Source organism: Alistipes sp., assembly GCF_048465575.1.
In the GTDB taxonomy this organism is placed as follows: domain Bacteria; phylum Bacteroidota; class Bacteroidia; order Bacteroidales; family Rikenellaceae; genus Alistipes.
Map to the genome: position 1 here is coordinate 341139 of NZ_DBFWLG010000009.1, position 22917 is coordinate 364055.

Sequence of the window (22917 nt, forward strand, 5' to 3'; positions counted from 1 at the left end):
ACCTTTGGGCCGCCATGACCGGACTGTTCTTCATCCTGCTTTTCTGGCTCGCGGGCAATGCCCTGAGCGCACTGACCGGGGGTTATGTCTCGGGCAATATCATCGGCATGGTTCTCCTGTTCGCGTCCCTGTGCCTCGGATGGGTGCGCCCCGAGACCGTGCGGCCCGCGGCGCGGTTCCTGCTGGGAGCAATGGCCCTCTTCTTCGTTCCCTACGGCGTCGGGCTGATGGACTCTTACCACGTCATAGCGGACAACCTCTGGGCCATCGTCGTGTCGGGCATCCTCTCCACGCTCGTCGTGCTGCTCATAACGGGGCGCACGTTCCAGAGCCTCGACCGCCGCAGCCGGTTCAAACGCATCCAGCATCTCCGCCGCCATGATTGACACGTCATTTCTAAGTTCGGACCTTTTTCTGCTGACCCTTACCGTGGGGCTCTACTGCCTGGGCGGGGCGATCTACCGCCGCACGCGGCTGGCGCTGCTCCACCCGGTGCTGCTGACGTTCGGGGCCGTGATCGTCTTTCTGCAACTGACGGACATCCCCTACGACCGCTACCGCGAGGCGGCCGGGGTGCTCGATTTCGGACTGGGCCTGTCGGTGGTGGCGCTGGGCTACCTGCTTTACGAACAGCTGGAGCGGCTGCGCGGAAGCCTCCTCCCGGTAGCCGTGGCGACGCTGGCCGGGTGCATCGCGGGTGTGCTGAGCGTGGTATACATCGCCCGGGCGTTCGGTGCCGAACGCGAAATACTCGTCTCGCTGGCGCCCAAATCGGTGACGGTGCCCATCGCCGTATCGGTCTCGGGGTCGCTGGGCGGCAACGTGTCGGTTACGTCGGTGGTGGTTTTTTGCGTCGGAATCTTCGGCAGCATCATCGGCGATTGGTTCCTGCGCCGCAGCGGCGTGCGGGACCCGCATGCGCGGGGTTTCGCCCTCGGTGCCGCCGCCCACGGCATCGGCACGGCGCGCGCCATCGAGATCGGAGCCGCCGAGGGGGCGCTGAGCGGCCTGGCCATGGCGCTGATGGGGTTGGCGACGGCCCTGGTCATGCCGCTCATGGAGCGCTGCCTCTACTGACCGGGCGGAAGAAGAAAGTGCGGCGAAAGTTTTTTAAATCCTCGGGGAATCGCTAATTTTGCGCCCGAATAAATCATTTTTAGTATGGAATGGTTGCACACGCTCGTTTTCGGTCAGGGCATCGCCCATGCCGTGCTGACGTTCGCCGTGGTCATCACCCTGGGCATCGCGCTGGGTAAGATCCGCCTCGGCGGCGTCTCGCTCGGCATCACATGGATTCTCTTCGTGGGGATCGCGCTGAGCCATTTCGGGATGCAGGTGGAGGGCGAGGTGCTGCATTTCGTCAAGGAGTTCGGGCTGATCCTCTTCGTCTTCTCGATCGGATTGCAGGTGGGGCCGGGCTTCTTCGCCTCGTTCAAGCACGGCGGGGTGACGCTCGTCGGCTGCGCCGCCGCCATCGTGCTGTTAGGCGTGGCGACGGCCTGGGTGCTGCACGTTGCGACCGGCACGCCCATTCCGACGATGGTGGGCATCCTCTCGGGTGCCGTGACAAACACCCCGGGTCTGGGCGCCGCGCAGCAGGCCTACGCCGATGCGTCGGGCCTGAACGACCCCACGATCGCCCTGGGTTATGCCGTGGCCTATCCGCTGGGCGTGGTGGGCATCATCCTGACGATGATCTTCATCCGCTACGCCCTGCGTGTCAGGTTCGAGCAGGAGGATGAGGGGCTCGCGGCGCTGGCCCGCGAGCAGAAATTCGCCGACAAGGTCTCCGTGGAGTTCACCAACCGGATGCTCGACGGCCGCACGGTGGAGAACATGCGCGACCTGGTAAACCGCCAGTTCGTCATCTCGCGCGTGATGCACCCCGACGGGACGATCGCCATGGCCGATGCCGATACGGTAATCCGCACGGGCGACCGGTTGTGGGTGATCTGCCGGGAGGAGGACACCGAGGCCATCGTAGCCTTCTTCGGCCGCCGCGTGGAGATGACCGACACGGACTGGAACAACAACACACCCAATGCCGAACTTATTTCGCGCCGCATCCTGATTACCAAACCCGCACTCAACGGCAAGAAATTCTCGGACCTCCGGCTTCGCACCAAGTACGGCATCACCATCACGCGCGTCAACCGCGCGGGCATGGACCTGATCCCCTATCAGGGGCTCGAATTGCAGGTCGGCGACCGGGTGATGGTCGTCGGTCCCGAAAAGGCCGTGGCGCAGGTGGCCGACCTCCTGGGCAACTCGCTCAAGAAGCTGGACCACCCCAATCTGATTACGATCTTCGTGGGAATCGCGCTGGGCGTGCTCCTGGGCTCGATCCCGCTGCTGAACGTCCCGCAGCCCGTCAAGCTGGGACTGGCTGGCGGACCGTTGATCGTGGCCATTCTGATCGGCCGCTTCGGCACCCATTTCCACCTGGTAACCTACACCACCATGAGCGCCAATCTCATGTTGCGCGAGGTGGGCATCGCGCTGTTCCTCGCGGCCGTGGGCATCGGTGCGGGGGACGGATTCTTCGAAGCCATCGTAAACGGCGGTTACCGCTGGATCGGATACGGTGTCATCATCACCGTCGTACCTCTGGTGATCGTTTCGCTGATAGCCCGGTTGTGGCTGAAAATGAACTACTACACGCTAATGGGACTCATCGCCGGCTCGACGACCGATCCCCCGGCCCTGGCCTATGCCGCCGCCACGGCGGGCAACGACATGCCGGCCGTGGGTTACTCGACGGTCTACCCCGTGGTCATGTTCCTGCGCGTATTGACCGCACAGATATTTATCCTTTTCGCATTGTAAACGAGGGCTGCTTCGGCGGCCCTTTTTAATTTTTTTCACTATCTTTGTCTCCAGAGCAAATCCAAACAAATCGCATACTATGGCAAAAGCAGTCAACATCGCCCGTTCGCACCGGCTGGACGGCATCGGAGAGTACTATTTTTCACGCCGTCTGCGCGAAATCGGCGAAATCGAGGCGGCCACGGGTCGCCAGATCGTCAAACTGGCCATGGGAAGCCCCGACCTGCCGCCCCACCGGTCGGTCATCGACCGTCTGGCCAAAGAAGCACAGCGCCCCGACGTACACAAATACATGTCCTACAAGGGCGAACCCATTCTGCGCAAGGCTTTTGCCGACTGGTACCGCAAATGGTACCGCACGGAACTGGACTACAATGCGGAGGTGCTGCCGCTGATCGGCTCGAAAGAGGGTATCATGCACATCTGCATGACCTTTCTCAACGCGGGCGACCGCGTGCTGGTGCCCAACCCGGGTTACCCGACCTATTCGGCTGCCGTGCGGCTCGCTGGCGGCCAGATGGTGCCCTATGCCCTGAACAAAGCTACGAATTTCTATCCCGATTTCGAGGCGATCGAACGGGCCGGGCTCGACGGCGTGAAGATGATGCTGGTCAACTACCCCAACATGCCTACGGGGCAGACCCCCTCGCTGGAATTGTTCCAGCAAATCGTCGATTTCGGCGCCCGGCACAACATCCTGATCGTCCACGACAACCCGTACAGTTTCATCCGCAACGCGGCGGCGCCGATCTCGATCCTGGAGGCCGAGGGCGCCCGCGAGGTGGCTTTGGAGATGAATTCGCTCTCCAAGGGTCATTCGATGGCCGGCTGGCGCGTCGGCGTGGTGGTAGGTAAAAAGGAGTGGATCGATGCGATCCTGACGTTCAAGTCGAACATGGACTCGGGCATGTTCTACCCCATCCAGGCGGCGGCCGATACGGCCCTTGCGCTGGGTGAAGAGTGGTTCCGCGAACTGAACGACATCTATTACGGCCGCGAGAAACAGGCCTATGCCCTGCTCGACGCCCTCGGATGCCGCTACCGCGAGCACCAGGCCGGCCTGTTCGTCTGGGCCGAGCTGCCCGAGGAGTATGCCGGCGACAGCTTCGCTTTTTCGGACGAGGTGATGGAGCGGTGCGACGTGTTCCTCACCCCGGGCGGCATCTTCGGTTCGGAGGGCAACCGCTATATCCGCATCACGCTCTGCTGCCCCGAGGAGCTGCTCCGAAAGGCGACGGAAAACGTGGTCGCCAAGTTCGGCAGGTAATTTCCGCGAATAGTAGAACGAACCGGCCCGGAACGCTTTGTTCCGGGCCGGTTCGTTTAAAGCATCGCAGCAAGGAAGCCACGGGGCCGTTCGAGGATTTTTCGGTTCGCCCCAAGACCTGTCGTCCGACCCCAGGGGAGCATCCCCGGACGTGTATTCCTGTTTTCCGAGCTGGCTTTCTGCGATGAAAAATCTCCCGAATATGCGGAAGATTCCTCGCTTGCGTTCGGAATGACAGCTTTTTCGGACCGCTGTGTTACTCCTCGACGATGCGGATCGAGAGGATGAGGTCGCCGGGGCGGATGGCGTCGATCACGTCGATCCCCTCCACGACCCGGCCGAAGCAGGTGTGGCGGCCGTCGAGGTGCTGCGTATTCTCCCGGTTGTGGCAGATGAAGAACTGCGAACCGCCCGTATCCTTGCCCGCATGGGCCATCGAGAGCACGCCCCGGTCGTGGTACTGGCGCGGAGCCGAGGTCTCGCACTTGATGCGGTAGCCCGGACCGCCCGTGCCGTCGCCCTTGGGGCAGCCGCCCTGGATGACGAAATCGGGAATGACGCGGTGGAAAGTCAGTCCGTCGTAGAAATTGTGATTCGCAAGTTCGACGAAATTCGCCACCGTACCCGGTGTCGCGTCGGTGTAGAGTTCGGCTTTCAGGTCGCCTTTCTCGGTCGAGATAATGGCAAATTGCTTCATGGGATTAGCTGTTATTCGTGAATTTTCACTTGGTCGGCCGCAGTCTTTACCCGGTCGCGCAGGCCATCGAGGTCGCTGTCCAGGGGGGCATACCCCACCGCGACGCCCATGCGTCGGTTCAGGCGTGCCGAGGGTTTGCCGAAGATGCGGATGTCGATGCGCGGGTCGGCGGCCAGGGCGCGTTCCAACCCCTCGTAAACAGGAGCCGCCGGCGTCGCCACGGGCGAGAGGATCACGGCGCTGGCGCCCAGCCGCTCGAAAGTGATCTCGGGAATGGGCAAACCGAGCACGGCCCGCAGATGCAGTTCGAACTCGTTGAGATTCTGCGTTCCGGCCAGCGTGACCATGCCCGTATCGTGTGGCCGGGGCGAGAGTTCCGAAAAATAGACCCCTTTTTCGTGGCTCAGGAAGAACTCCACGCCCCACAATCCCGCGCCCGTAAGCGCTTCGGTGACGGCGGCCGCCATGCGCTGCGCTTCGGCCAGGTGTTCCGGGGCGATCGGGGGCGACTGGAAACTCTCGCGGTAGTCGCCGCTCTTTTGCACGTGGCCGATGGGCGGGCAGAAGAGCGTCGGGCCGTTCTTCTGCGTGACGGTGAGCAGCGTGATCTCGCTGTCGAACGGGACGAACTCCTCGACGATCAACTCGCGGATGTCGCCGCGCGAGCCCTCGCAGCCATAGCGCCAGGCTTCGTCCAGCCCTTCGGCCGATTTGACCAGCGACTGGCCCTTGCCCGAGGAGGACATGAGCGGCTTGACCACGCACGGGAAGCCGATCTTCCGGGCGGCCTCTTTCAGTTCGTCGAGCGATGTGGCATAGAAATACCGCGCCGTCTTCAGCCCCAGTTCGACGGCCGCCAGGTCGCGGATGGCCTTGCGGTTCATCGTGAAATTGACGGCCCGTGCGCTCGGGACCACCTGCACGCCCTGCCGCTCGAATTCGTAGAGCCGCTCGGTGCGGATGGCTTCGATCTCGGGGACGATCAGGTCGGGACGGTATTTGGCTACAGCGGCCGCGAGGGCGTCGCCGTCGAGCATGTCGAACACCTCGGCGGCATCGGCCACCTGCATCGCGGGTGCACCCGCATACGAATCGCAGGCGACGACGGTCTGCCCCAGCCTTTGGGCCGCGATGACGAACTCCTTGCCCAACTCCCCCGAGCCGAGCAGCATGATCTTTCGGGTCATATGAATCGGATTTTGATGGGGCAAAGATAGCTTTTTCTCAAGCCAAAATCAAAAACATCCGATAAATTAGGACTTTTCCTTGGCAGAATTGATTTTTGTTCGTAATTTTATTTATTCAATCCATATCCTATGGCTTTCAGATTAAAATCAATTCAGTTGCATACCGCGGAAATACCGCTTGTCAACCCGAAACGTACAAGCATTTCGGAAAATTTTTATACTTTGCTTATCGGTAATAACGGAACAGGCAAAAGTACCATATTGAGCAGCATTGCCAGGCATTTTAACACTTTGTTGAACAACAAGAGACAAACTTCGAATACTGTCTGCTTGAAATACCAAAATCTTCCATCGAAAGTAATAGCCTTAACAAACAGTATTTCCGATAAATTTCCCACTGACGAACGGTACCGATTCAGATACCGAATCAAAAATACGAATTTCAAAGACAGCAGGTACATCTATCTGGGCGCCCGCTCGATGATGAACGGTTTTTCGGCGCGGGCATTGATGAACAAGGCGCTTGACATTGTTTTGGAAAACTATTCGGACCGGAAAATTTCAAACATATACCAACATGTTTTCAATTATCTCGAATATGCGCCCATTCTGAAACTCAATTACAGATTCTCTTTCCGAACTATGAATTATGCACCAAAAAGTAAGAAAGATATAGTAGAATACATATACGATATACTCCAGGATCCGCGTCAGAACTTTATAAATGAAAATTTCGTCTCGTTGGTTGAAAGTCGGATGGCAGAATTATGTGAATTTATAGAGGGTAATTTACCAAAAGAAAATAGGAATTCAATCATCATCAATTTTTCCTCTCGTAATATCGAACGCTTGTCGGAAGACAACAGCGAATACCTTGAACAATTAAGAATATACAATCTTATCAATATCCTACGCAAATTGGAAATTGTGAGCAACTATGAAATAAGAGTATTTAAAAAAAATGGTGGTGAATTCAATTTCAGTGAAGCAAGTTCCGGCGAAGCCTGTATCCTTTCGACCATGCTGGGACTTATTCCTGTAATTGAAAACGATTGCTTGGTGCTTATCGACGAGCCCGAGATCAGTTTGCACCCTTCCTGGCAGTCCCGATATATCGATTTGTTATCCGGAATTTTTTCCAATTTTCACGGCTGCCATATCATCATTGCGTCGCATTCCCATTTTTTGGTGACCGATCTGCCTCCTCGCAACTCCGCTGTTGTCGTCCTGCAAAACGACGGTTACGATATTACGGGTAAACTGCTCAACCAGCCTACGTTCGGATGGTCGGCCGAAAACATATTGCTCAATGTGTTTCAGGTACCCTCGACCAGAAATTACTACCTTTCGCAGAAAATTTCTCGATCTCTGGAACTTATAGCAGAGCGGCAAATGGATACCCAGGAGTTCAAACAGCTGCGGTCGGAACTGGTTACATATTACAAACTCTTGAAAGAGACAGATCCTTTGAAAGAGATCATTTCACTGATTCGAGGTATCAGACTGGATCATGAATAACCGCATTGAAATACCTTATGCGATTCCGGAAGATGAAAAGCAAGTTATCCGGGATAATTTCGCCTCCCATACCGATTGGGACAAATCTGTTTTCGACCGGATAAAAGCCCATATCATCAGACATTTACGTCAACAGCAGGAAAATGAATGCTGTTACTGCAAACGTCAGTTGGGGTTTGACATCAAGGAGGTGGATATAGAACACATTATACCAAAATCGAAATATGAAAGGTTTACGTTCGAACCGAAAAACCTTGCGCTGAGCTGTCCGGGATGCAATACGAAAAAAGGAGATCGGAATGTACTCAGATCGAAAGTGACCAATTATCCGCGTACCGGTAGCAATCTAACCATAATTCATGCTCACTACGACCTGTATAGCGATCATATTGAAATACTCAACCAGGTCATCTATATTCCCAAGACGGACAAAGGATGCGAAACAATCAAACTTTGTGAACTTTACAGACTTAAAACGGTCGAGGATAATATGAAAGCGTTTCTTTCTCAGCAGGATGAAATCAAGAAAATAGTCGAGCAATTACGAAGCACCGAAACGAAATCGGGAACGTTAGTTCGTTTGCTTGCACAATTACGTCGAATATTGAAACGAAACCCGATGCAATAAATAAAGAGACGGACCGAAATCCGTCTCTTTTGTGGAGGTGGCGGGAGTCGAACCCGCGTCCAAACAGGGAACCCGAAAGCTTTCTACACGTTTAGCCGCCGTTTGATCCTTCTACCCGGGCCTGGCAGGCGGCAGCCGAACCCGGGTCCCAGTTCCTTGATTTTCGCACGCCGGTCGGAACCGTCCGACGTACTATCTCTAAATGAATGATACCCCGTATGGAAAAGGATTAAAGAGCGGAACCCTCTTCCGGGATACTCGTCGCCAAGCCGCCTCGGGCTCAGGGATTAAGCCAATTTTCTCTGAAAATTAGGCAGCGAGTGCATAGCTGTTATTGCCATTTGTAACTCGAGCATCGGGATTAACGAGCCGCCGCACAGCGCTCGACGTGCTTACAATCAAACTCTGCCTGCTGTCAAAACCGGGCACCCCCGTTTTTCGAGCAACCGAGTCGCATCGGAAACTGCTGCAAAAATAGTACATTTTTCCGGAATTCGGGCAGGTCTGCTCCCCAAATTTTTCCTATTTTCGCAACAAATTGTGGAACAGTCTATTCCTATCAGACCGTTCGGCATTATCGTGGCTTCGGAATTGTCCGGCAGCAATTCACGCGCTTTTGCCTGTCGGCACCGTAAACCAGAACAGGGAGCCCCGGCCCGGTTCGGATTCGACGCCGATCCGTCCGCCCATCTGCTCGACGATGGATTTGCAGATCGAGAGGCCCAGGCCCGTACCCTGCACGAAACTGTTGAGCTTGACGAAGCGGTCGAAAACGGTCGGCTGCTTGTCGTAGGGAATGCCCGAGCCCGTATCTTCGACCTCGAAGCGAACCATGCCGTCGGTGACGGAATAACGCAGGGCGATATATCCTTTCTGGGTGAATTTCAGTGCATTGTTGATGAAATTGGTGATGATCTGCAACAGCCTGTTCTTGTCGCCGTACAGGGAGCACGGCTCGTCGTGCGGCTCGAAAACAAGCTCGATGGGCCGGCCCTGCACTTTCAGACCGAGCGAACGTACGGCCTCCTCGCAGAGTTGATCGACCTGCACCGGACCGTAATCGAACTCGAAGGTGCCCGCCTCGATCTTCGACAGGTCGAGGATGTCCGAGATGAGTTTCAGCAGCAGGTCGTTGTTCTCCTCGACCACGCGCATGAACTCCCGGCGCTCGCCGATGTCCTCGGTTTCGGCCAGCAGATTCGAAAATCCGACGATGGCATTGAGCGGCGTACGGATCTCGTGGCTCATGTTGGCCAGGAATGCCGACTTGAGACGGTCGCTGATTTCGGCCTTGTTCTTGGCTTCGATCAGGTTGCGCTCGGTCTGCTTGAGTTCGGTGATGTCGTAGTTGACGCACACCATCTCGATCTTCGAGGGGTCGTTGTTCATCGGATTGCGCATGACATTGATCCGTGTCCAGGTGTCGCCCTCGGGACGCTCGATGCGCAGATCGAGCCCGAAGCTGTCGCCCAGCCCCTGCTTCACGCGGCCGATGCACTCCAGAATCGCGGCACGGTCCACGGGATCGACATGCGAGTAGACGCCGATCACCTCCGCGAGCGGCGTATCTTCCTTTTCTCCGAGGTTGTAGTACCACTGCGGCAGGCCGTAGCCCTCTTTGGACAGCAGGTCGAAGCGGCAGTAGCCCACCTTGCCGAAGCGGCTGACGAGCGAGAACGAACTCTCGAATTCGGCCAGCCGCGAATGGGCGCGGTTGATCTCGGTATTGTCGATGTTGATGAGCATGAAATTGACCAGGTTGCCCTGCATGTCGTAAAGCAGGTTGGCCGTGGAGAAGATTTCGAGCAGCCCGGTCTTTTTCGAGGGGTAGTAGCCGGCGAGGCGGTCGAACGGATAGTCGACGCGGAATGCCTGATCGTGTCCGGCACGTACGCCCTCGCGCACATCCTCCGGAATATTGGGATTGTCGTAAAAGTTGATTCCCAGCGCGTCCTCCTTGCTGGCCACACCGAATATCTCCATGTCCTTGTTGTTGATGTCTACCATGTAACCGTCCTTGTCGTAGAGTTCCACACCGACCTGGATGTTGTCGAAAATGGTGCGCAGAAGCCGTTCGTTGCGCGCAATCGCCTCGTGGGCCTTGCGGACGTCGGTGGTGTCCGAAAAGAGGCAGATGATCTCGTCGGGACGGGTGGTGTAGAGAATGGAGTGGACGAACCGTCCGGTGGATTCGAGCAGCGTATCGCTCTCGTAATACTCGCCGGTATCCAGCACGCGGTTCATCAGTCCCAGAATACTCTCGGGGGCCAATCCCAGCTCCAGGGCCGTGCGCCCGACATACGCTTCGCGCTTCAGGCCCACGATCTTGTCCGCGGCCAGATTGGATTCCGTCACCCGATAATCGGTCGCCCGCCCCTCGGCGTCGTAGATCATTTCGAGCCGCACATACCCCATCGGCATGTGGCGGTAGAGCCGCTGGAGGTAGGTGCGTTCGTCCCGGGCCACCTGTTCGGAGCGTTGCAGTTCCAGACAGAGGCTGATGATGTTGACCAGCGACGAGAACCACTGGCAGTCGACGTTGGACCATTCGCGCACCGCCTCCACGATGTCGATACCCGCGTATCCCCACACCCTGTCGCGCGAGACGAGCGGCATGACGATCAGCGACTTGATGTTTTGCGCTTCGAGCACGGCCCGCTCGACGGCGGCCTCCGGGGGCAGCTGGTCCAGCGTGGAGAGGACGACCGGAGCGCCTTTGGAGATACATTCGGTCCACCAGGTCAGGTCGTCCATCATGATCCGGTTGACCGCTTCCCGCTCGGGGTTGACCCCGCTGGCCGTCACCTCGAACGTGCAGACGTGCATCCGACGGGCCCAGTCGAACTCGACGATGTAGGCGCGGTCGCCGCGGAACATGTGGAGGATGTCGGTCAGAATCTTGTCGACGGCCGTATTCACCCGGTCGGTGTGCAGCAGCGAGAGCAGCGTTTCGGAGATGCTCCTCAGCCGGAAGAGCAGGTCGTCGATGCGATCCGTTTCGGGTCCGGCTGCGCCCGGCTGCGGATCGAGCAGGCGGGCATAGCCCGTCAAGATGCGCGAACCCTCCGCTGTGCTCTCTTCCGAGAGCAGTTTGCTGCTTATCCACACCTCCCGTCCGTCGATCCGAAGCGGATAGGTGCGCTTGCCGTAGCGGTCCGGCGAAAAAGCGTAATCCCGGTAGGATTCGCCGACCAGACGGCCGAACTCTTCGAAACTCAAGGTGCCGTCACTCCGTCCGAGCAGTTCGGAAAGGGTGTCGGACAAACGCAAAATACGGTGGGTCGTATCGGCTTCCCACCAGCCGGTCTTTATATCCCGCAAAATGGTTCGCAGGATTTCGTTCTCTTTCATTACGATATAAACAAGGGGGATGAAAAATCATACAAATTTAGCCAGCTTCGGGTTCATTCACAAATCGGCTGCGATCTTTCGCCGCTCTTTTCGGCCTTTTATCCACACAATATCGACCGAACGAAAGTGCAAAGCGCGAAGCCCGACACCCAAATGGCTTTTTTCATCTGTACAAACCCTCGAAACGATATTTTTCGTATCTTTACCTGCGCAAAAAATTCGAAAGAAACATGGATGACAAGCATGTCATACGGCTCCGCGATGCGGCGATCTACCACGCCGGCGACGGTCGCTCCGAAAGCAAGATGCTGCGCCACGGCGAGATGGTGCTCTCCGATGTCAGCTTCTCGGTAGCCCCGGGCGAGTTCGTCTACCTGATCGGACGGGTGGGCAGCGGGAAAAGCACCCTGCTGAAAACCCTCTACGCCGAGGTGCGGCTGCTCACGGGCGAGGGGTTCGTCGCGGGATTCGATCTGCGCAGGCTCCGCCGGCGGGACATCCCCTACCTGCGCCGCCGGATCGGCATCGTCTTCCAGGACTACCAGCTGCTCACCGACCGCAACGTGTTCATGAACCTGCACTACGTGATGCGCGCTACGGGGCGGAAGCGCGAAGCGGAGATTCGCCAGCGTATCGACCAGGTGCTCAATCTGGTGGACCTCGAACCGAAAAGTTACAAAATGCCGTTCGAACTCTCGGGCGGCGAGCAGCAGCGGCTGGTTATCGCACGCGCATTGCTGAACGATCCCAAGGTGCTCCTGGCCGACGAGCCGACGGGCAATCTCGACCCCGTCACGGCCGACGGCATCATGCAGCTGTTCCGCAAGATCGCCGCCCGGGGCTGCGCCGTAGTCATGTCCACGCACAACACCTCGCTGATCGAAAACTACCCGGCCCGCGCCATCCTCTTCGCGCAGGGACGCATCCGCGAGGTGGACCTCAAGGCGGAACTGGCGGACGACTGATGCTTTCCAAGTCACGGCGGAGCCACACACCAAACGGCCCGGAAAAACGTTTATTCCTACACGCGGAACCTTGCGGAAAAAAGATTGCTTTCCGGGTTGGAAACCGGCTCCGCGGATTTGTATCTTTCACAAATGATTCGTATATTTGTACGATATTTTAATGACTACGATGAGTACCGAACAAGAAAACGTTAAAAGACAAGAAGAGGAATATTCCGCGTCGAATATCCAGGTCCTCGAGGGCCTCGAGGCGGTGCGCAAGCGTCCGGCCATGTACATCGGCGACATCGGCGAGAAAGGGCTTCACCACCTGGTCTACGAGGTGGTCGACAACTCGATCGACGAGGCGCTGGCCGGTTACTGCACGGACATCGACGTGACCATCAACGAAGACAACTCGATCACCGTCAGCGACAACGGCCGCGGCATCCCCACCGATTACCACGAAAAGGAGGGCAAGTCGGCACTCGAAGTCGTCCTCACGGTGCTCCATGCAGGCGGCAAGTTCGACAAGGGCAGCTACAAGGTCTCGGGCGGTCTGCACGGCGTGGGCGTCTCGTGCGTCAACGCACTCTCGACCCTGCTGGTGGCCGAGATTCGCAGCCGCGACGGAAAAATCTACCGCCAGACTTACAGCAAGGGCGCTCCCACGTCGGGGGTGGAGGTCGTCGGCGAGTGCTCCGACCGCGGAACCACCATCACGTTCAAGCCCGACGACTCGATCTTCACGCTGACCACCGAATACAAATACGAGATTCTGGCCAACCGCCTGCGCGAACTGGCGTTCCTGAACAAAGGCATCACCCTGAACCTCTACGATCGGCGCAAGGACGACGAGGGGAAGACCCGCGAGGACCATTTCCACTCGGACGAGGGGCTCAAGGAGTTCGTCAAGTACCTCGACGCCACGCGCGGCACGCCGATCATCGACTCGGTGATCTACCTCGATACCGAGAAGAACGGCGTTCCGGTGGAGGTGGCCATGCAGTACAACGACTCGTTCTCGGAGAACGTCCACTCCTATGTCAACAACATCAACACCATCGAAGGCGGCACGCACCTGACGGGTTTCCGCCGTGCGCTGACCCGTACGCTCAAGAAATACGCCGAGGATTCGGGCATGCTCTCCAAGCTCAAGTTCGACATCAGCGGGGACGATTTCCGCGAGGGGCTCACGGCCGTGGTTTCGGTCAAGGTGCAGGAGCCGCAGTTCGAGGGACAGACCAAGACCAAGCTGGGTAACGACGAGGTGTCGGCCGCGGTCGATCAGGCCATGACCGCCGCGCTGGGCCACTACCTCGAGGAGAATCCCAAGGATGCCAAGGCCATCGTGCAGAAAGTTATTCTCGCCGCCACGGCGCGCCACGCCGCACGCCATGCGCGCGAACTGGTGCAGCGCAAGACCGTCCTCTCGGGCGCCGGACTGCCGGGCAAACTGGCCGACTGTTCGAGCCGCGACCGTTCGATTGCCGAGATCTTCTTCGTCGAGGGCGACTCGGCAGGCGGCACGGCCAAATCGGGCCGCGACCGCAATTTCCAGGCGATCATGCCGCTGCGCGGTAAGATTCTCAATATCGAGAAAGCGCAGGAGCACCGCATGTGGGAGAACGAGGAGATCAAAAACATGTTTACGGCGCTGGGCGTCACAATCGGCACCGAGGAGGACAGCAAGGCGCTCAACCTGGAAAAGTTGCGTTACGACAAGATCATCATCATGACCGATGCCGACGTCGATGGCAGCCACATCGCCACGCTGATGCTGACGTTCTTCTTCCGCAAGATGAAAGAGCTGATCGAAAACGGACACGTCTACATCGCCACCCCGCCCCTCTACCTGGTGAAAAAGGGGAAGCAGGAGCGCTACTGCTGGACCGAGAAGGAGCGCGACGCCATCACCGAGGAGTTCGGCAAGGGAACGCACGTGCAGCGTTACAAAGGTCTGGGCGAGATGAACGCCCACCAGTTGTGGGAGACGACGATGAATCCCGACACGCGCATCCTGCGCAAGGTCAACATCGACAACGCCGCCGAAGCTGACCGCATCTTCTCGATGCTGATGGGCGACGAGGTGCCGCCGCGCCGCGAATTCATCGAGAAAAATGCGCATTACGCCAATATCGACGCATAGAGCACTGCAATGAAGAGGATTGCCCGTCAAGGGTGATCCTCTTCTTTATATAATCACGACCTAACTACTGATACCATGAAAGTTACCGTCATCGGGGTTGCCGGCGGAACCGGCTCGGGCAAATCGACGCTCGTCAAACGCCTTCAGGAGGCGTTCGTGGGCGACGACGTGGTGACCCTCTGCCACGATTACTACTACAAGGCCCATCCCGAACTCACCTACGAGGAGCGCACCAAACTCAACTACGACCACCCGCAGGCGTTCGACACGGAGATGCTCGTGGAGCACATCAAGGCCCTGAAAGACAACGTGCCGATCGAGCATCCGGTCTATTCGTTCGTGGACCACAACCGCACGACCGAAACGGTGAGCGTCAAGCCGTCGAAAGTGATTATCGTGGACGGGATTCTGATCTTCGAAAACAGGGAGTTGCGCGATTTGATGGACATCAAGGTCTACGTGGACACCGACGCCGACATCCGCCTGGCGCGGCGCATCCTGCGCGACGTCTGCGAACGCGGCCGCACGATGCAGTCGGTCATCGCGCAGTACACCTCCACGGTCAAACCCATGCACGAGGAGTTCGTCGAGCCCTCGAAGAAATACGCCGACGTGATCATCCCCGAGGGCGGGTTCAATTCGGTGGCCGTGTCGATGCTTATCCAGAACATCCGGTCGCTGATCCGGCGCGAATAGAGCGGCACTTTCGGAACGCACGCCCGTCCGCCGGGAGCCGAAACCATTGCCTGTTACCGGACGGTAACAGGAATCTACTGAAAACACCGACCGAGGTCGGTGTTTTGTCATTTACGGGTACGGCGGATTGCCCCAATGTTACCGGGCGGTAACACTCTTCCACAGGAAATCGGGGTTTCGAACGATGCGGTTCCCTTTGGAAGCATGATATGGCGCGCATCTGTTACCGGGCGGTAACAAGCGGCGGCGTGTGTCTTGCCGGCTCCGGCGTTCGGTCAGCTACTCCGCTCCTCACATTCATAGCCCAGCTGCTCGATTGCAGCCACGATCTCCTCGGCAGCGGCTTCACCCTCGACCGAGGCGACGCCCTGCGCCAGATCGACCTCGACCGAGGCGACGCCCGGTATCCTTGCAAGGCCTTGTTCGACATTCGATTTGCAATGGTTGCACACCATGCCCTCGATCCGGAATGTACGTTTCATATGCGTATCTATTTTGGGGGTTCGGTATTTGAGAAGAAATGCCCGGGCCAGCAGGGCCAGGAAGAGGACGCTCGACAGGGTTTTCCACCAGACCGGTCCGGCCGCAGCACAGTGTGCCGGACTGAAATCGGCCAGGACGGATGTGAACCACCCGCTCGGCAGCAGGTAGTCGACGGCCAGTCCGAAGCCGATGGCTCCGGCGAGGATGGCCGCCAGGTAGCAGAGGAGCGTCCGGCGGCCCAGCACCTTGCCGATGACCAGCATGGCGGCCAGGTTCGTGGCGGGGCCCGCCATCAGCAGCACCAGAGCCGCACCGGGCGAAAGGCCCTTGAGCATCAGCGCGGCAGCAATCGGAATCGACCCCGTGGCGCACAGGTACATGGGGACGGACAGCGCCAGTACGAGCAGCATATTCAGCAGCGGCCGGTCGTGGAAAGCGGCGAAGAAACCGTCGGGCAGCAGGACCGTGACGAGCCCCGCCAGCACCAGTCCGGCCACCAGCCAGCGGCCGATGTCCTGCATCATCTCGACGAAGCCGTAGCGGAGCGCCGCCCGGCATTTTTCCCCGAACGTACGCTGCGGATGCTCCGCAGCGTACGTTTCGGCGCGGCCACCGGGGGACTCTTCGACCAGCGCCCCTGTCAGCACCCCTCCGAACAACGCCGTGACGAAAGCCGCCACGGGGCGCACGAGGGCGAACGGCAGGCCCAGCAGCGAGGCGGTGGCGAAGATCGAATCGACGCCCGTCTGCGGCGTGGAGACGAGGAACGACACGGTCGCCGCCCGCGAGGCGCCCTCCCGGCGCATCGACATGGCCGTGGGGATCACCCCGCACGAACACAGCGGCAGGGGCACGCCGAAAAGGGCCGCCAGCGCAACCGAACGGAAATCGCTGCCCGCCAGGTAGTCGGAGTAGAGCCTGCGGGGGACGAACGCGTGCAGCAGGCCTGCGATCAGAAAGCCCAGCAACAGATAGGGCGACATCTCCCCGAGCAGATAGACCAAAGGTAAGATATATTCCTGCATGCTCTTTTTTCCGCAAAAATACACCTTACGCCCCCGTCGGGCATTACATAATTTTCGGAATTCGTTACATGATTTACACCTCGTCGAGCGAACGGCGCCGTTTGTCCCTTTTGAACAGGCTGGGCGTGAGGCCCGTCGTGCGCTTGAACTGGCCGCTCAGGTGCGCCACGCTCGAATAGCCCAGGCGAAAGGCGATCTCCCCGAGGGTCAACTCGTCGTAGACCAGCAGCTCCTTCGCGCGCTCGATCTTCTGGGCGATGAAATACTTTTCGACGGTGCGCCCCTCGGTCTGGGAAAAGAGCGTGCTCAGATAGCGGTAGTCCAGGCCCAGTTTCGCGGAGAGGTAGCCCGACAGGTTGGCATCGGGGAGGACCTGCGGCGAGCGGACCAGCTCCACGATGCAGTTCTTGATCCCCTCGATGAGCTGCGCACGTCGGTCTTCGAGCAGTTCGAAACCCAGCTCCCGAAGCGCATCCGAGAGGCGCGATTTCCGCTCCGCGGACAGGTCGCCGACGATCTCGGCCTCGCCCAGCCGGACGGACCGCACCTCCAGCCCCGCCTGTTCGAGCACCTCGCGCACGGCCCGGATGCAGCGGGGACAAACCATATTTCGGATATGCAGCGTCATGGAACGAGCCTTGTCGCAATCTTCATGCAACGCTTTGTCAGATTCCGGTTATCTTCTTGATTTCATTCAACTTGTTCAACGCTTCGAGGGGCGTCAGCGCGTCCAGGTCGAGTCCCCGGATCTGGTCGCGGATCTGCACCAGCACGGGGTCGTCCAGCTGGAACATGGAGAGCTGCATGTTCTGCGGCGCACCGCTCTCGGCGGCCTCTTTCACGGCTTGTGCCGAGGGTTTGCGGCCGCGGTCCTTGAGGCTGCGGCTCGGGACGATCTCGTTGGAGCCGTAGACCAGTTCGAGGTTGCGCAGAATCTCGTCGGCGCGCGAGACGATCGACGCGGGCATACCGGCCATGCGCGCTACGTGGATGCCGAACGAGTGCTCGGTGCCGCCTCGCTCGAGTTTGCGCAGGAAGACGATCTGGTTGCCCATCTCCTTGACCGAGACGTGGTAGTTCTTCACGCGCGAACACATCTGCTCCATCTCGTTCAGCTCGTGGTAGTGGGTGGCGAAGAGCGTTTTGGCGTGGGCCGAGGGGTGGTTGTGCAGGTACTCGACCATGGCCCATGCGATCGAAATGCCGTCGTAGGTCGAGGTGCCGCGGCCGATCTCGTCCAGCAGCACGATGCTGCGGTCGGAGATGTTGTTGAGGATGCTGGCCGATTCGAGCATCTCGACCATGAACGTGGATTCGCCCTGCGAAATGTTGTCCGAAGCGCCCACGCGCGTGAAAATCTTGTCCACGACCCCGATGTGCGCCGACTTGGCCGGAACGAACGAGCCCATCTGCGCCATGAGGATGATCAACGCCGTCTGCCGCAGCAGGGCCGATTTACCCGACATGTTGGGACCCGTGATCATCATGATCTGCTGCTTGCGGTCGTCGAGCATCACGTCGTTGGGGATGTACTCCTCGCCCACGGGCATGAGGGTCTCGATGACCGGATGGCGGCCCTGCCGGATCTCGATGCGCTTGCCGTCGTCCAGCACCGGGCGCACGTAGCGCCGCTCGCAGGCGATGCGGGCGAACGATTGCAGGCAGTCGATGCGCGCCACGACCGCAGCGTCGCGCAGCAGGACGGAGAGCGAGCGGGCGATGAATGCCATGATCCCGGCATAGATGCGCTGTTCGAGGACGAGCATCTTCTCCTCGGCGCCCAGAATCTTCCCCTCGTACTCTTTCAGCTCCTCGGTGATGTAGCGTTCGGCGTTGGCGAGGGTCTGCTTGCGTATCCACGTCCCGGGCACCTTGTCCCGGTGGGCGTTGCGCACCTCGATGTAGTAGCCGAAGACGTTGTTGTAGCTGATCTTGAGCGAGGGAATGCCCGTCACCTCGCTTTCGCGCTGCTGGATGCGCGCGAGGTAATCCTTGCCGTGGAGGGCGATGCGGCGCAGGTCGTCCAGCTCGGGATCGACGCCGTCGGCGATCACGCCGCCCTTTTGTATCTGGTTGTTGAGCGGATCAGGGTAAATCTCGCGCGCAATGCGGTCGCGCACCTCCGCCAGCGGATCGATTCCGCCGGCCAGGGCGTGCAGGCGGTCGCTGTCGGTCGATTCGAGGGCCGCCTTGAGCAATTCGATGGCCGCGAGGGAGTTTTTGAGCTGGACCAGTTCGCGCGGCGTGACCCGGGCCGCGGCGATGCGCGAAGCGATCCGCTCCAGGTCGCCGATCAAAGCCACCTGCTCGCGGATGGCATCGGCCAGCTCGGCGTCGCGGACAAGCCGCTCGACTACGTCGAGCCGTTCGTCGATCTTCGCGGGGTCCTTGATCGGCATGGCGATCCACCGTTTGAGCAAGCGCCCGCCCATCGGAGTCAACGTACGGTCGATCACGTCGGCAAAACTGCCTTTCTCGCGCCCGCCGTTCGAAGAGAAGAGCTCCAGGTTGCGGATGGTGAACTTGTCGACCCAGACGTATTCGTCCTCATCGATGCGCGAAAGGGAGGTAATGTGGCCGATGTCGCGGTGTTCGGTGAATTCGAGGTAGTAGAGGATGGCGCCCGCGGCCGAGATGCCGGAGGTGAAATGGTCCACGCCGAACCCCTTGAGCGAGGGGGTGCCCAGTTGCTTGCAGAGCCGCTCGCGGTTGACCTCCTCCGAAAAGACCCACTCGTCGAGCCGGTAGGTGTAGAGCTTCGAGCCGAACGCGTCGGAGAAGCGGTCCTCGTAACCGCGCTGGTAGATGATCTCCTTGGGCTGGAGGTTCGATATGAGCTTGTCGACGTACTGGTCGTCGCCCTCGGCCACATAGAACTCGCCGGTGGAGATGTCCAGAAACGCCACACCCGTGGTCTGGCGGCCGAAATAGACCGAGGCGAGGTAGGTGTTCTCCTTGTTGGATAGAATGTTGTCGCCCAGAACGATGCCGGGTGTCACCAGCTCGATCACGCCCCGCTTGACCAGTCCCTTGACCAGCTTGGGGTCCTCCAGCTGCTCGCAGATGGCCACGCGCTCGCCGGCCCGGACCAGTTTGGGCAGGTAGGTGTCGATGGCGTGGTAGGGAAATCCGGCCAGTTCGACGTAGGTCGCCGAGCCGTTGGCCCGGCGCGTGAGCGTGATGCCCAGGATGCCGCTGGCCTTGATGGCGTCTTCGCCGAACGTCTCGTAAAAGTCGCCCACGCGGAAGAGCAGGATGGCGTCGGGATGCACCGCCTTGACGGCGTAATATTGCTTCATGAGCGGCGTCTCGACGTACTTTTTATCTATTTTCTTTTCCGATGTCACAATACAATATTGTATGATTTTCTACACAAAGATAGCAGAATTTGAACGCCGCACAAAGCCCGAAGCGAAAATAATTTTTCGTTTCCGGCATATCATACTCCACTGTATACTACATTATTCCGTTCTCTTCGAATATTTTACGGTAAAATTCGGCTTTCCACTCCACCGGCCGCGGATAGGCCCGCGACGAGGAGGGCATGCGCCACAGTTCCAACTCCCTCCCCGCAAAACTCAGCGGCACGCACCCGCCCACGAGCGGCTGGTCGCAGCCGGTAAGGGCACGCAGCGTGTCGGTAGCTTTCTGCCCCGTGGTTACGAGCGACCGGCAGTGGGGAATCCGTGCCAGGAGGGCGGCGAGGTCGACCTCGCGCACGACTTGAAGAAAATTGTCCGACGCATTGTCTTTCAATCGGATCACCTCGACAGCCGTGTCATACAGAGCGATTCCCCGCTCGCGGCAGAAAGCCTCGATGCGCTCCCGGTCGAAACGTCGTCCGTCGGGCTGGAGAAAGTGCGCTTTGTCGCCCGTGGCGAGGTAGCCCACGATGCGCCACATGTCGTTCTGGAGGTTGGGATAGAAAAACTCCATCGACCAGCGGATGCGCTTGGGAGGAAAGCTGCCCAACATCAGGATGCGGGCGTTTTCGGGGAGAAAGGGCTCGAGCGGATGGCGTTCGCTATTCATAGAACTGTTTGTCGAAATTCACGAGATACAACTTTTCGGTGGCGCGCGTGAGGGCCGTATAGAGCCAGCGCAGCATGTCGCGCGTCATGGGCTCGTCGCCGAACAGGCAGCGGTCTACGAAAACCGCTTTCCACTGGCCGCCCTGTGCCTTGTGGCACGTGACGGCGTAGGAGAACTTGACCTGAACGGCGTTAAAATGCCGGTTTTCACGAATTTCCTTGAAGCGTTTGAGTTTGCTCCTAATCTCCGTATAATCCTTTTCCACCTCGTAGAACAGCCGCGTGGACTCCTCGCGCGTAAGCGAGGGAGACATCGAAACGAGGGTGTCCAGCAGAATCTTGCACTCGATCTGCGCTTCGTCGTAATCGGGGAATTCCAGCACCGCATCGGCAAAACGGAAACCGTAAAAATCCTCGAACCGCCGCAGCCGCTTCAGCCGCGCGATGTCGCCGTTGGCGATGAAATTCATCGGACAGGCCTCGGTATGCTCCGGGTAATAGTAGTTGTTCTTCACAACCATCAGCATGTCACCGCTTTCGATCTCCTCCTCGGCGTAGAGCACGTTGCGGCGAATGCCCTCGTTGTAGCGGTTGGCGCGCTTGTTCGAACGGGTGACTACAATCGTCTCGTCGCGTCCGTAGCGGGCATAGGCGTCCTGGAGTTTTTCCAGAAACTCGCCTCCCTCAACCGCTTCGACGTCGGGGAAATCCAACTCGAAACGGGGTATTTCGTGGATACCGTTTTCCAACATGCAACGGACGAGGGTGGCATTGAAAAGAATGCCCGACTGCGCCTCCTGGCGCACCACGTCGTCCAGCGTGACGTACTCCACCTCGCCGTATGCACCGAGCACAGCAGGATCGAGCGCCGGACTGAAATCGGCCCCCACGGGCGGCAGCTGGGCGCTGTCGCCGACCAGGACCAGGCGGCACCCCCGGCCGCTGCGGACAAACCGGACAAGGTCCTCGAGCAGCGAACCGCTGCCGAACAGCGCCCCGTCGGAGGTGCCGTCCGAGAGCATCGAGGCCTCGTCGACGATGAACACCGCGTTGCGCTCGGTGTTCAGATCGAGCGAGAATTTCGACTCGTAGTCGGCATTGGTGCGCTGACGGTAGATGCGTTTGTGAATGGTAAAAGCCTTTTCCTGAGCGTATTGGGCCAGCACTTTGGCGGCCCGACCCGTTGGAGCCAACAGCACGGGTTTGATATTCAAGTCTTTAAGAGCTGCGACCACGGCGGCAATGAGCGTCGTCTTGCCGGTTCCGGCATATCCGTTGAGCACGAAGATCCGGGAAAAATCGTCGTCTGCAAGGTATTCCGACAATTTTTCTATGATTTTTTTTTGCCCGGGAGTTGTTTCGAAACAAATTTTAGCGTAAATTTGGGTCGCAATACGTGTACTAAACATGCGCAGCTAATTGTCCGACAAAATTAATAACAAATACTTAAATAAAAAATGAAAAAACTTTTTCAGATCATTCTTGCCGTAGCCATCGTAGGCCTTGTTTATGTGATCTACGACCAGATCTCGACCCCGATCCGTTTCGACAACGAGATGAAAGCCAAGCGGGCGCAGGTCATCGACCGCATCAAGGACATTCGTACGGCACAGCGCGCCTTCAAATCGAAGTACCAGCATTTCACCGGCAGCTTCGACACCCTGACCTCGTTCATTCTCAACGACACGCTCGAGCTCGAACGCAAGATCGTCGACGAGGACGACTCGGTGGGAATGGCGATGCTCAAGAAATTGAAAAAGGCCAACGTCGAGAAATTCAAGGTAGCCGTGATCGACACCATTTTCGCTCCCAAGGTGCTTTCGGCGGCCGATGTCGAGCAGCTGCGCTTCATTCCCGGAACGGATGACAAGGCCCAGTATATCATGGAGGCCGGCATCATCACCACCGAATCGAAAGTCGTGATTCCGGTCGTCGAGGTGCGCGCGCCCTACAAATCGTTCCTCGATACGGTCAATTTCCGCCAGGAGATCGTCAACCTGATCGACGACGACGTGAACAACTACAACCGGTATCCGGGCGTCAAGTTCGGCTCGATGGAAGCAGGTAACAATGAGGCGGGCAACTGGGAGTAACACGCCCGAGGCCGCAAACAAG

18 protein-coding genes and 1 other RNA gene are annotated in these 22917 nt (G+C 58.6%); 10 read left to right on the plus strand and 9 right to left on the minus strand.

What is annotated here, in order from left to right; all coding sequences use genetic code 11:
* Window positions 1-14: 14 nt before the first annotated feature.
* The 4 genes from ACMQ11_RS04210 (at window position 15) to ACMQ11_RS04225 (ending at window position 4093) form a co-directional block, all read left to right on the plus strand.
* On the plus strand, window positions 15-386 hold the full coding sequence (locus ACMQ11_RS04210) for a CidA/LrgA family protein (protein ID WP_418991460.1): 372 nt from the start codon (window positions 15-17) through the stop codon (window positions 384-386).
* Window positions 379-1077: an LrgB family protein gene (locus ACMQ11_RS04215; protein WP_418991461.1), complete on the plus strand. Its 699-nt coding sequence runs from the start codon at window positions 379-381 to the stop codon at window positions 1075-1077. The genes ACMQ11_RS04210 and ACMQ11_RS04215 overlap by 8 nt, the downstream gene beginning before the upstream one ends.
* A gap of 84 nt (window positions 1078-1161) precedes the next feature.
* Window positions 1162-2826, plus strand: coding sequence for a putative transporter (locus ACMQ11_RS04220; RefSeq protein WP_418991462.1), 1665 nt, complete (start codon window positions 1162-1164; stop codon window positions 2824-2826).
* A gap of 79 nt (window positions 2827-2905) precedes the next feature.
* Window positions 2906-4093, plus strand: coding sequence for a pyridoxal phosphate-dependent aminotransferase (locus tag ACMQ11_RS04225; protein ID WP_418991463.1), 1188 nt, complete (start codon window positions 2906-2908; stop codon window positions 4091-4093).
* 256 nt (window positions 4094-4349) lie between these two features.
* Here ACMQ11_RS04225 and ACMQ11_RS04230 read toward each other — a convergent pair whose 3' ends face one another.
* Together ACMQ11_RS04230 and purT are read right to left on the minus strand one after the other, a co-directional pair.
* Complete coding sequence (locus ACMQ11_RS04230; RefSeq protein WP_418991465.1) at window positions 4350-4790, minus strand: peptidylprolyl isomerase; 441 nt, start codon at window positions 4788-4790, stop codon at window positions 4350-4352.
* An 11-nt stretch (window positions 4791-4801) separates the two neighbouring features.
* A complete protein-coding gene (gene purT, locus ACMQ11_RS04235) occupies window positions 4802-5977 on the minus strand; it encodes a formate-dependent phosphoribosylglycinamide formyltransferase (protein WP_418991466.1) in 1176 nt (391 codons plus the stop codon).
* Between the two features lie 129 nt (window positions 5978-6106).
* On the opposite strand from purT, the gene ACMQ11_RS04240 reads away from it, so the two are divergent.
* Together ACMQ11_RS04240 and ACMQ11_RS04245 are read left to right on the plus strand one after the other, a co-directional pair.
* Window positions 6107-7495, plus strand: coding sequence for an AAA family ATPase (locus ACMQ11_RS04240; RefSeq protein WP_418991467.1), 1389 nt, complete (start codon window positions 6107-6109; stop codon window positions 7493-7495).
* Window positions 7488-8123 carry an HNH endonuclease gene (locus ACMQ11_RS04245; RefSeq protein ID WP_418991468.1) on the plus strand — a complete coding sequence of 212 codons (636 nt, stop codon included), beginning with the start codon at window positions 7488-7490 and terminating at the stop codon, window positions 8121-8123. Before ACMQ11_RS04240 ends, ACMQ11_RS04245 begins: the two co-directional genes overlap by 8 nt.
* 29 nt (window positions 8124-8152) lie before the next feature.
* On the opposite strand, the gene ssrA is transcribed toward ACMQ11_RS04245, so the two are convergent.
* Window positions 8153-8556: a transfer-messenger RNA gene (ssrA, locus tag ACMQ11_RS04250) on the minus strand.
* Window positions 8557-8729: 173 nt separating this feature from the next.
* Window positions 8730-11474 carry an ATP-binding protein gene (locus tag ACMQ11_RS04255; protein ID WP_418991469.1) on the minus strand — a complete coding sequence of 915 codons (2745 nt, stop codon included), beginning with the start codon at window positions 11472-11474 and terminating at the stop codon, window positions 8730-8732.
* 230 nt (window positions 11475-11704) lie between these two features.
* Here ACMQ11_RS04255 and ACMQ11_RS04260 point away from each other — a divergent pair, with 230 nt between their 5' ends.
* The 3 genes from ACMQ11_RS04260 (at window position 11705) to udk (ending at window position 15263) form a co-directional block, all read left to right on the plus strand.
* The gene (locus ACMQ11_RS04260; RefSeq protein WP_418991470.1) at window positions 11705-12439 is read left to right on the plus strand and encodes a cell division ATP-binding protein FtsE; all 735 of its coding nucleotides are present in this window, start codon (window positions 11705-11707) and stop codon (window positions 12437-12439) included.
* Between the two features lie 169 nt (window positions 12440-12608).
* The gene (gene gyrB, locus ACMQ11_RS04265; protein WP_418991471.1) at window positions 12609-14567 is read left to right on the plus strand and encodes a DNA topoisomerase (ATP-hydrolyzing) subunit B; all 1959 of its coding nucleotides are present in this window, start codon (window positions 12609-12611) and stop codon (window positions 14565-14567) included.
* A 75-nt stretch (window positions 14568-14642) separates the two neighbouring features.
* Window positions 14643-15263 carry a uridine kinase gene (gene udk, locus ACMQ11_RS04270; protein WP_418991472.1) on the plus strand — a complete coding sequence of 207 codons (621 nt, stop codon included), beginning with the start codon at window positions 14643-14645 and terminating at the stop codon, window positions 15261-15263.
* Window positions 15264-15538: 275 nt separating this feature from the next.
* Here udk and ACMQ11_RS04275 read toward each other — a convergent pair whose 3' ends face one another.
* The 5 genes from ACMQ11_RS04275 to ACMQ11_RS04295 form a co-directional block, all read right to left on the minus strand.
* Window positions 15539-16771 carry a permease gene (locus tag ACMQ11_RS04275; protein WP_418991473.1) on the minus strand — a complete coding sequence of 411 codons (1233 nt, stop codon included), beginning with the start codon at window positions 16769-16771 and terminating at the stop codon, window positions 15539-15541.
* 73 nt (window positions 16772-16844) lie between these two features.
* Window positions 16845-17378: a helix-turn-helix domain-containing protein gene (locus ACMQ11_RS04280; protein ID WP_418991474.1), complete on the minus strand. Its 534-nt coding sequence runs from the start codon at window positions 17376-17378 to the stop codon at window positions 16845-16847.
* A 58-nt stretch (window positions 17379-17436) separates the two neighbouring features.
* Window positions 17437-20100 carry a DNA mismatch repair protein MutS gene (gene mutS, locus ACMQ11_RS04285; RefSeq protein ID WP_418991488.1) on the minus strand — a complete coding sequence of 888 codons (2664 nt, stop codon included), beginning with the start codon at window positions 20098-20100 and terminating at the stop codon, window positions 17437-17439.
* Window positions 20101-20227: 127 nt separating this feature from the next.
* A complete protein-coding gene (locus ACMQ11_RS04290; protein WP_418991475.1) occupies window positions 20228-20803 on the minus strand; it encodes a uracil-DNA glycosylase family protein in 576 nt (191 codons plus the stop codon).
* Window positions 20796-22211 (minus strand): ATP-dependent DNA helicase, encoded by a 1416-nt coding sequence (locus ACMQ11_RS04295; RefSeq protein WP_418991476.1) that lies wholly within the window; start codon window positions 22209-22211, stop codon window positions 20796-20798. Before ACMQ11_RS04295 ends, ACMQ11_RS04290 begins: the two co-directional genes overlap by 8 nt.
* 48 nt (window positions 22212-22259) lie before the next feature.
* Between ACMQ11_RS04295 and ACMQ11_RS04300 the strand changes: the two genes are divergently transcribed.
* Window positions 22260-22895, plus strand: coding sequence for a hypothetical protein (locus ACMQ11_RS04300; RefSeq protein WP_418991477.1), 636 nt, complete (start codon window positions 22260-22262; stop codon window positions 22893-22895).
* Window positions 22896-22917: the final 22 nt, after the last annotated feature.

What these genes read in the sequence shown, in the direction of transcription:
- ACMQ11_RS04275 (WP_418991473.1), bottom strand. Translation starts at nt 16,771, where the DNA reads ATGCAGGAATATATCTTACCTTTGGTCTATCTGCTCGGGGAGATGTCG.
- ACMQ11_RS04215 (WP_418991461.1), top strand. Translation starts at nt 379, where the DNA reads ATGATTGACACGTCATTTCTAAGTTCGGACCTTTTTCTGCTGACCCTT.
- ACMQ11_RS04255 (WP_418991469.1), bottom strand. Translation starts at nt 11,474, where the DNA reads ATGAAAGAGAACGAAATCCTGCGAACCATTTTGCGGGATATAAAGACC.
- ACMQ11_RS04240 (WP_418991467.1), top strand. Translation starts at nt 6,107, where the DNA reads ATGGCTTTCAGATTAAAATCAATTCAGTTGCATACCGCGGAAATACCG.
- ACMQ11_RS04245 (WP_418991468.1), top strand. Translation starts at nt 7,488, where the DNA reads ATGAATAACCGCATTGAAATACCTTATGCGATTCCGGAAGATGAAAAG.
- ACMQ11_RS04260 (WP_418991470.1), top strand. Translation starts at nt 11,705, where the DNA reads ATGGATGACAAGCATGTCATACGGCTCCGCGATGCGGCGATCTACCAC.
- gyrB (WP_418991471.1), top strand. Translation starts at nt 12,609, where the DNA reads ATGAGTACCGAACAAGAAAACGTTAAAAGACAAGAAGAGGAATATTCC.
- ACMQ11_RS04225 (WP_418991463.1), top strand. Translation starts at nt 2,906, where the DNA reads ATGGCAAAAGCAGTCAACATCGCCCGTTCGCACCGGCTGGACGGCATC.
- ACMQ11_RS04300 (WP_418991477.1), top strand. Translation starts at nt 22,260, where the DNA reads ATGAAAAAACTTTTTCAGATCATTCTTGCCGTAGCCATCGTAGGCCTT.
- udk (WP_418991472.1), top strand. Translation starts at nt 14,643, where the DNA reads ATGAAAGTTACCGTCATCGGGGTTGCCGGCGGAACCGGCTCGGGCAAA.
- ACMQ11_RS04230 (WP_418991465.1), bottom strand. Translation starts at nt 4,790, where the DNA reads ATGAAGCAATTTGCCATTATCTCGACCGAGAAAGGCGACCTGAAAGCC.
- ACMQ11_RS04220 (WP_418991462.1), top strand. Translation starts at nt 1,162, where the DNA reads ATGGAATGGTTGCACACGCTCGTTTTCGGTCAGGGCATCGCCCATGCC.
- ACMQ11_RS04295 (WP_418991476.1), bottom strand. Translation starts at nt 22,211, where the DNA reads ATGTTTAGTACACGTATTGCGACCCAAATTTACGCTAAAATTTGTTTC.
- ACMQ11_RS04280 (WP_418991474.1), bottom strand. Translation starts at nt 17,378, where the DNA reads ATGGTTTGTCCCCGCTGCATCCGGGCCGTGCGCGAGGTGCTCGAACAG.
- purT (WP_418991466.1), bottom strand. Translation starts at nt 5,977, where the DNA reads ATGACCCGAAAGATCATGCTGCTCGGCTCGGGGGAGTTGGGCAAGGAG.
- ACMQ11_RS04210 (WP_418991460.1), top strand. Translation starts at nt 15, where the DNA reads ATGACCGGACTGTTCTTCATCCTGCTTTTCTGGCTCGCGGGCAATGCC.
- ACMQ11_RS04290 (WP_418991475.1), bottom strand. Translation starts at nt 20,803, where the DNA reads ATGAATAGCGAACGCCATCCGCTCGAGCCCTTTCTCCCCGAAAACGCC.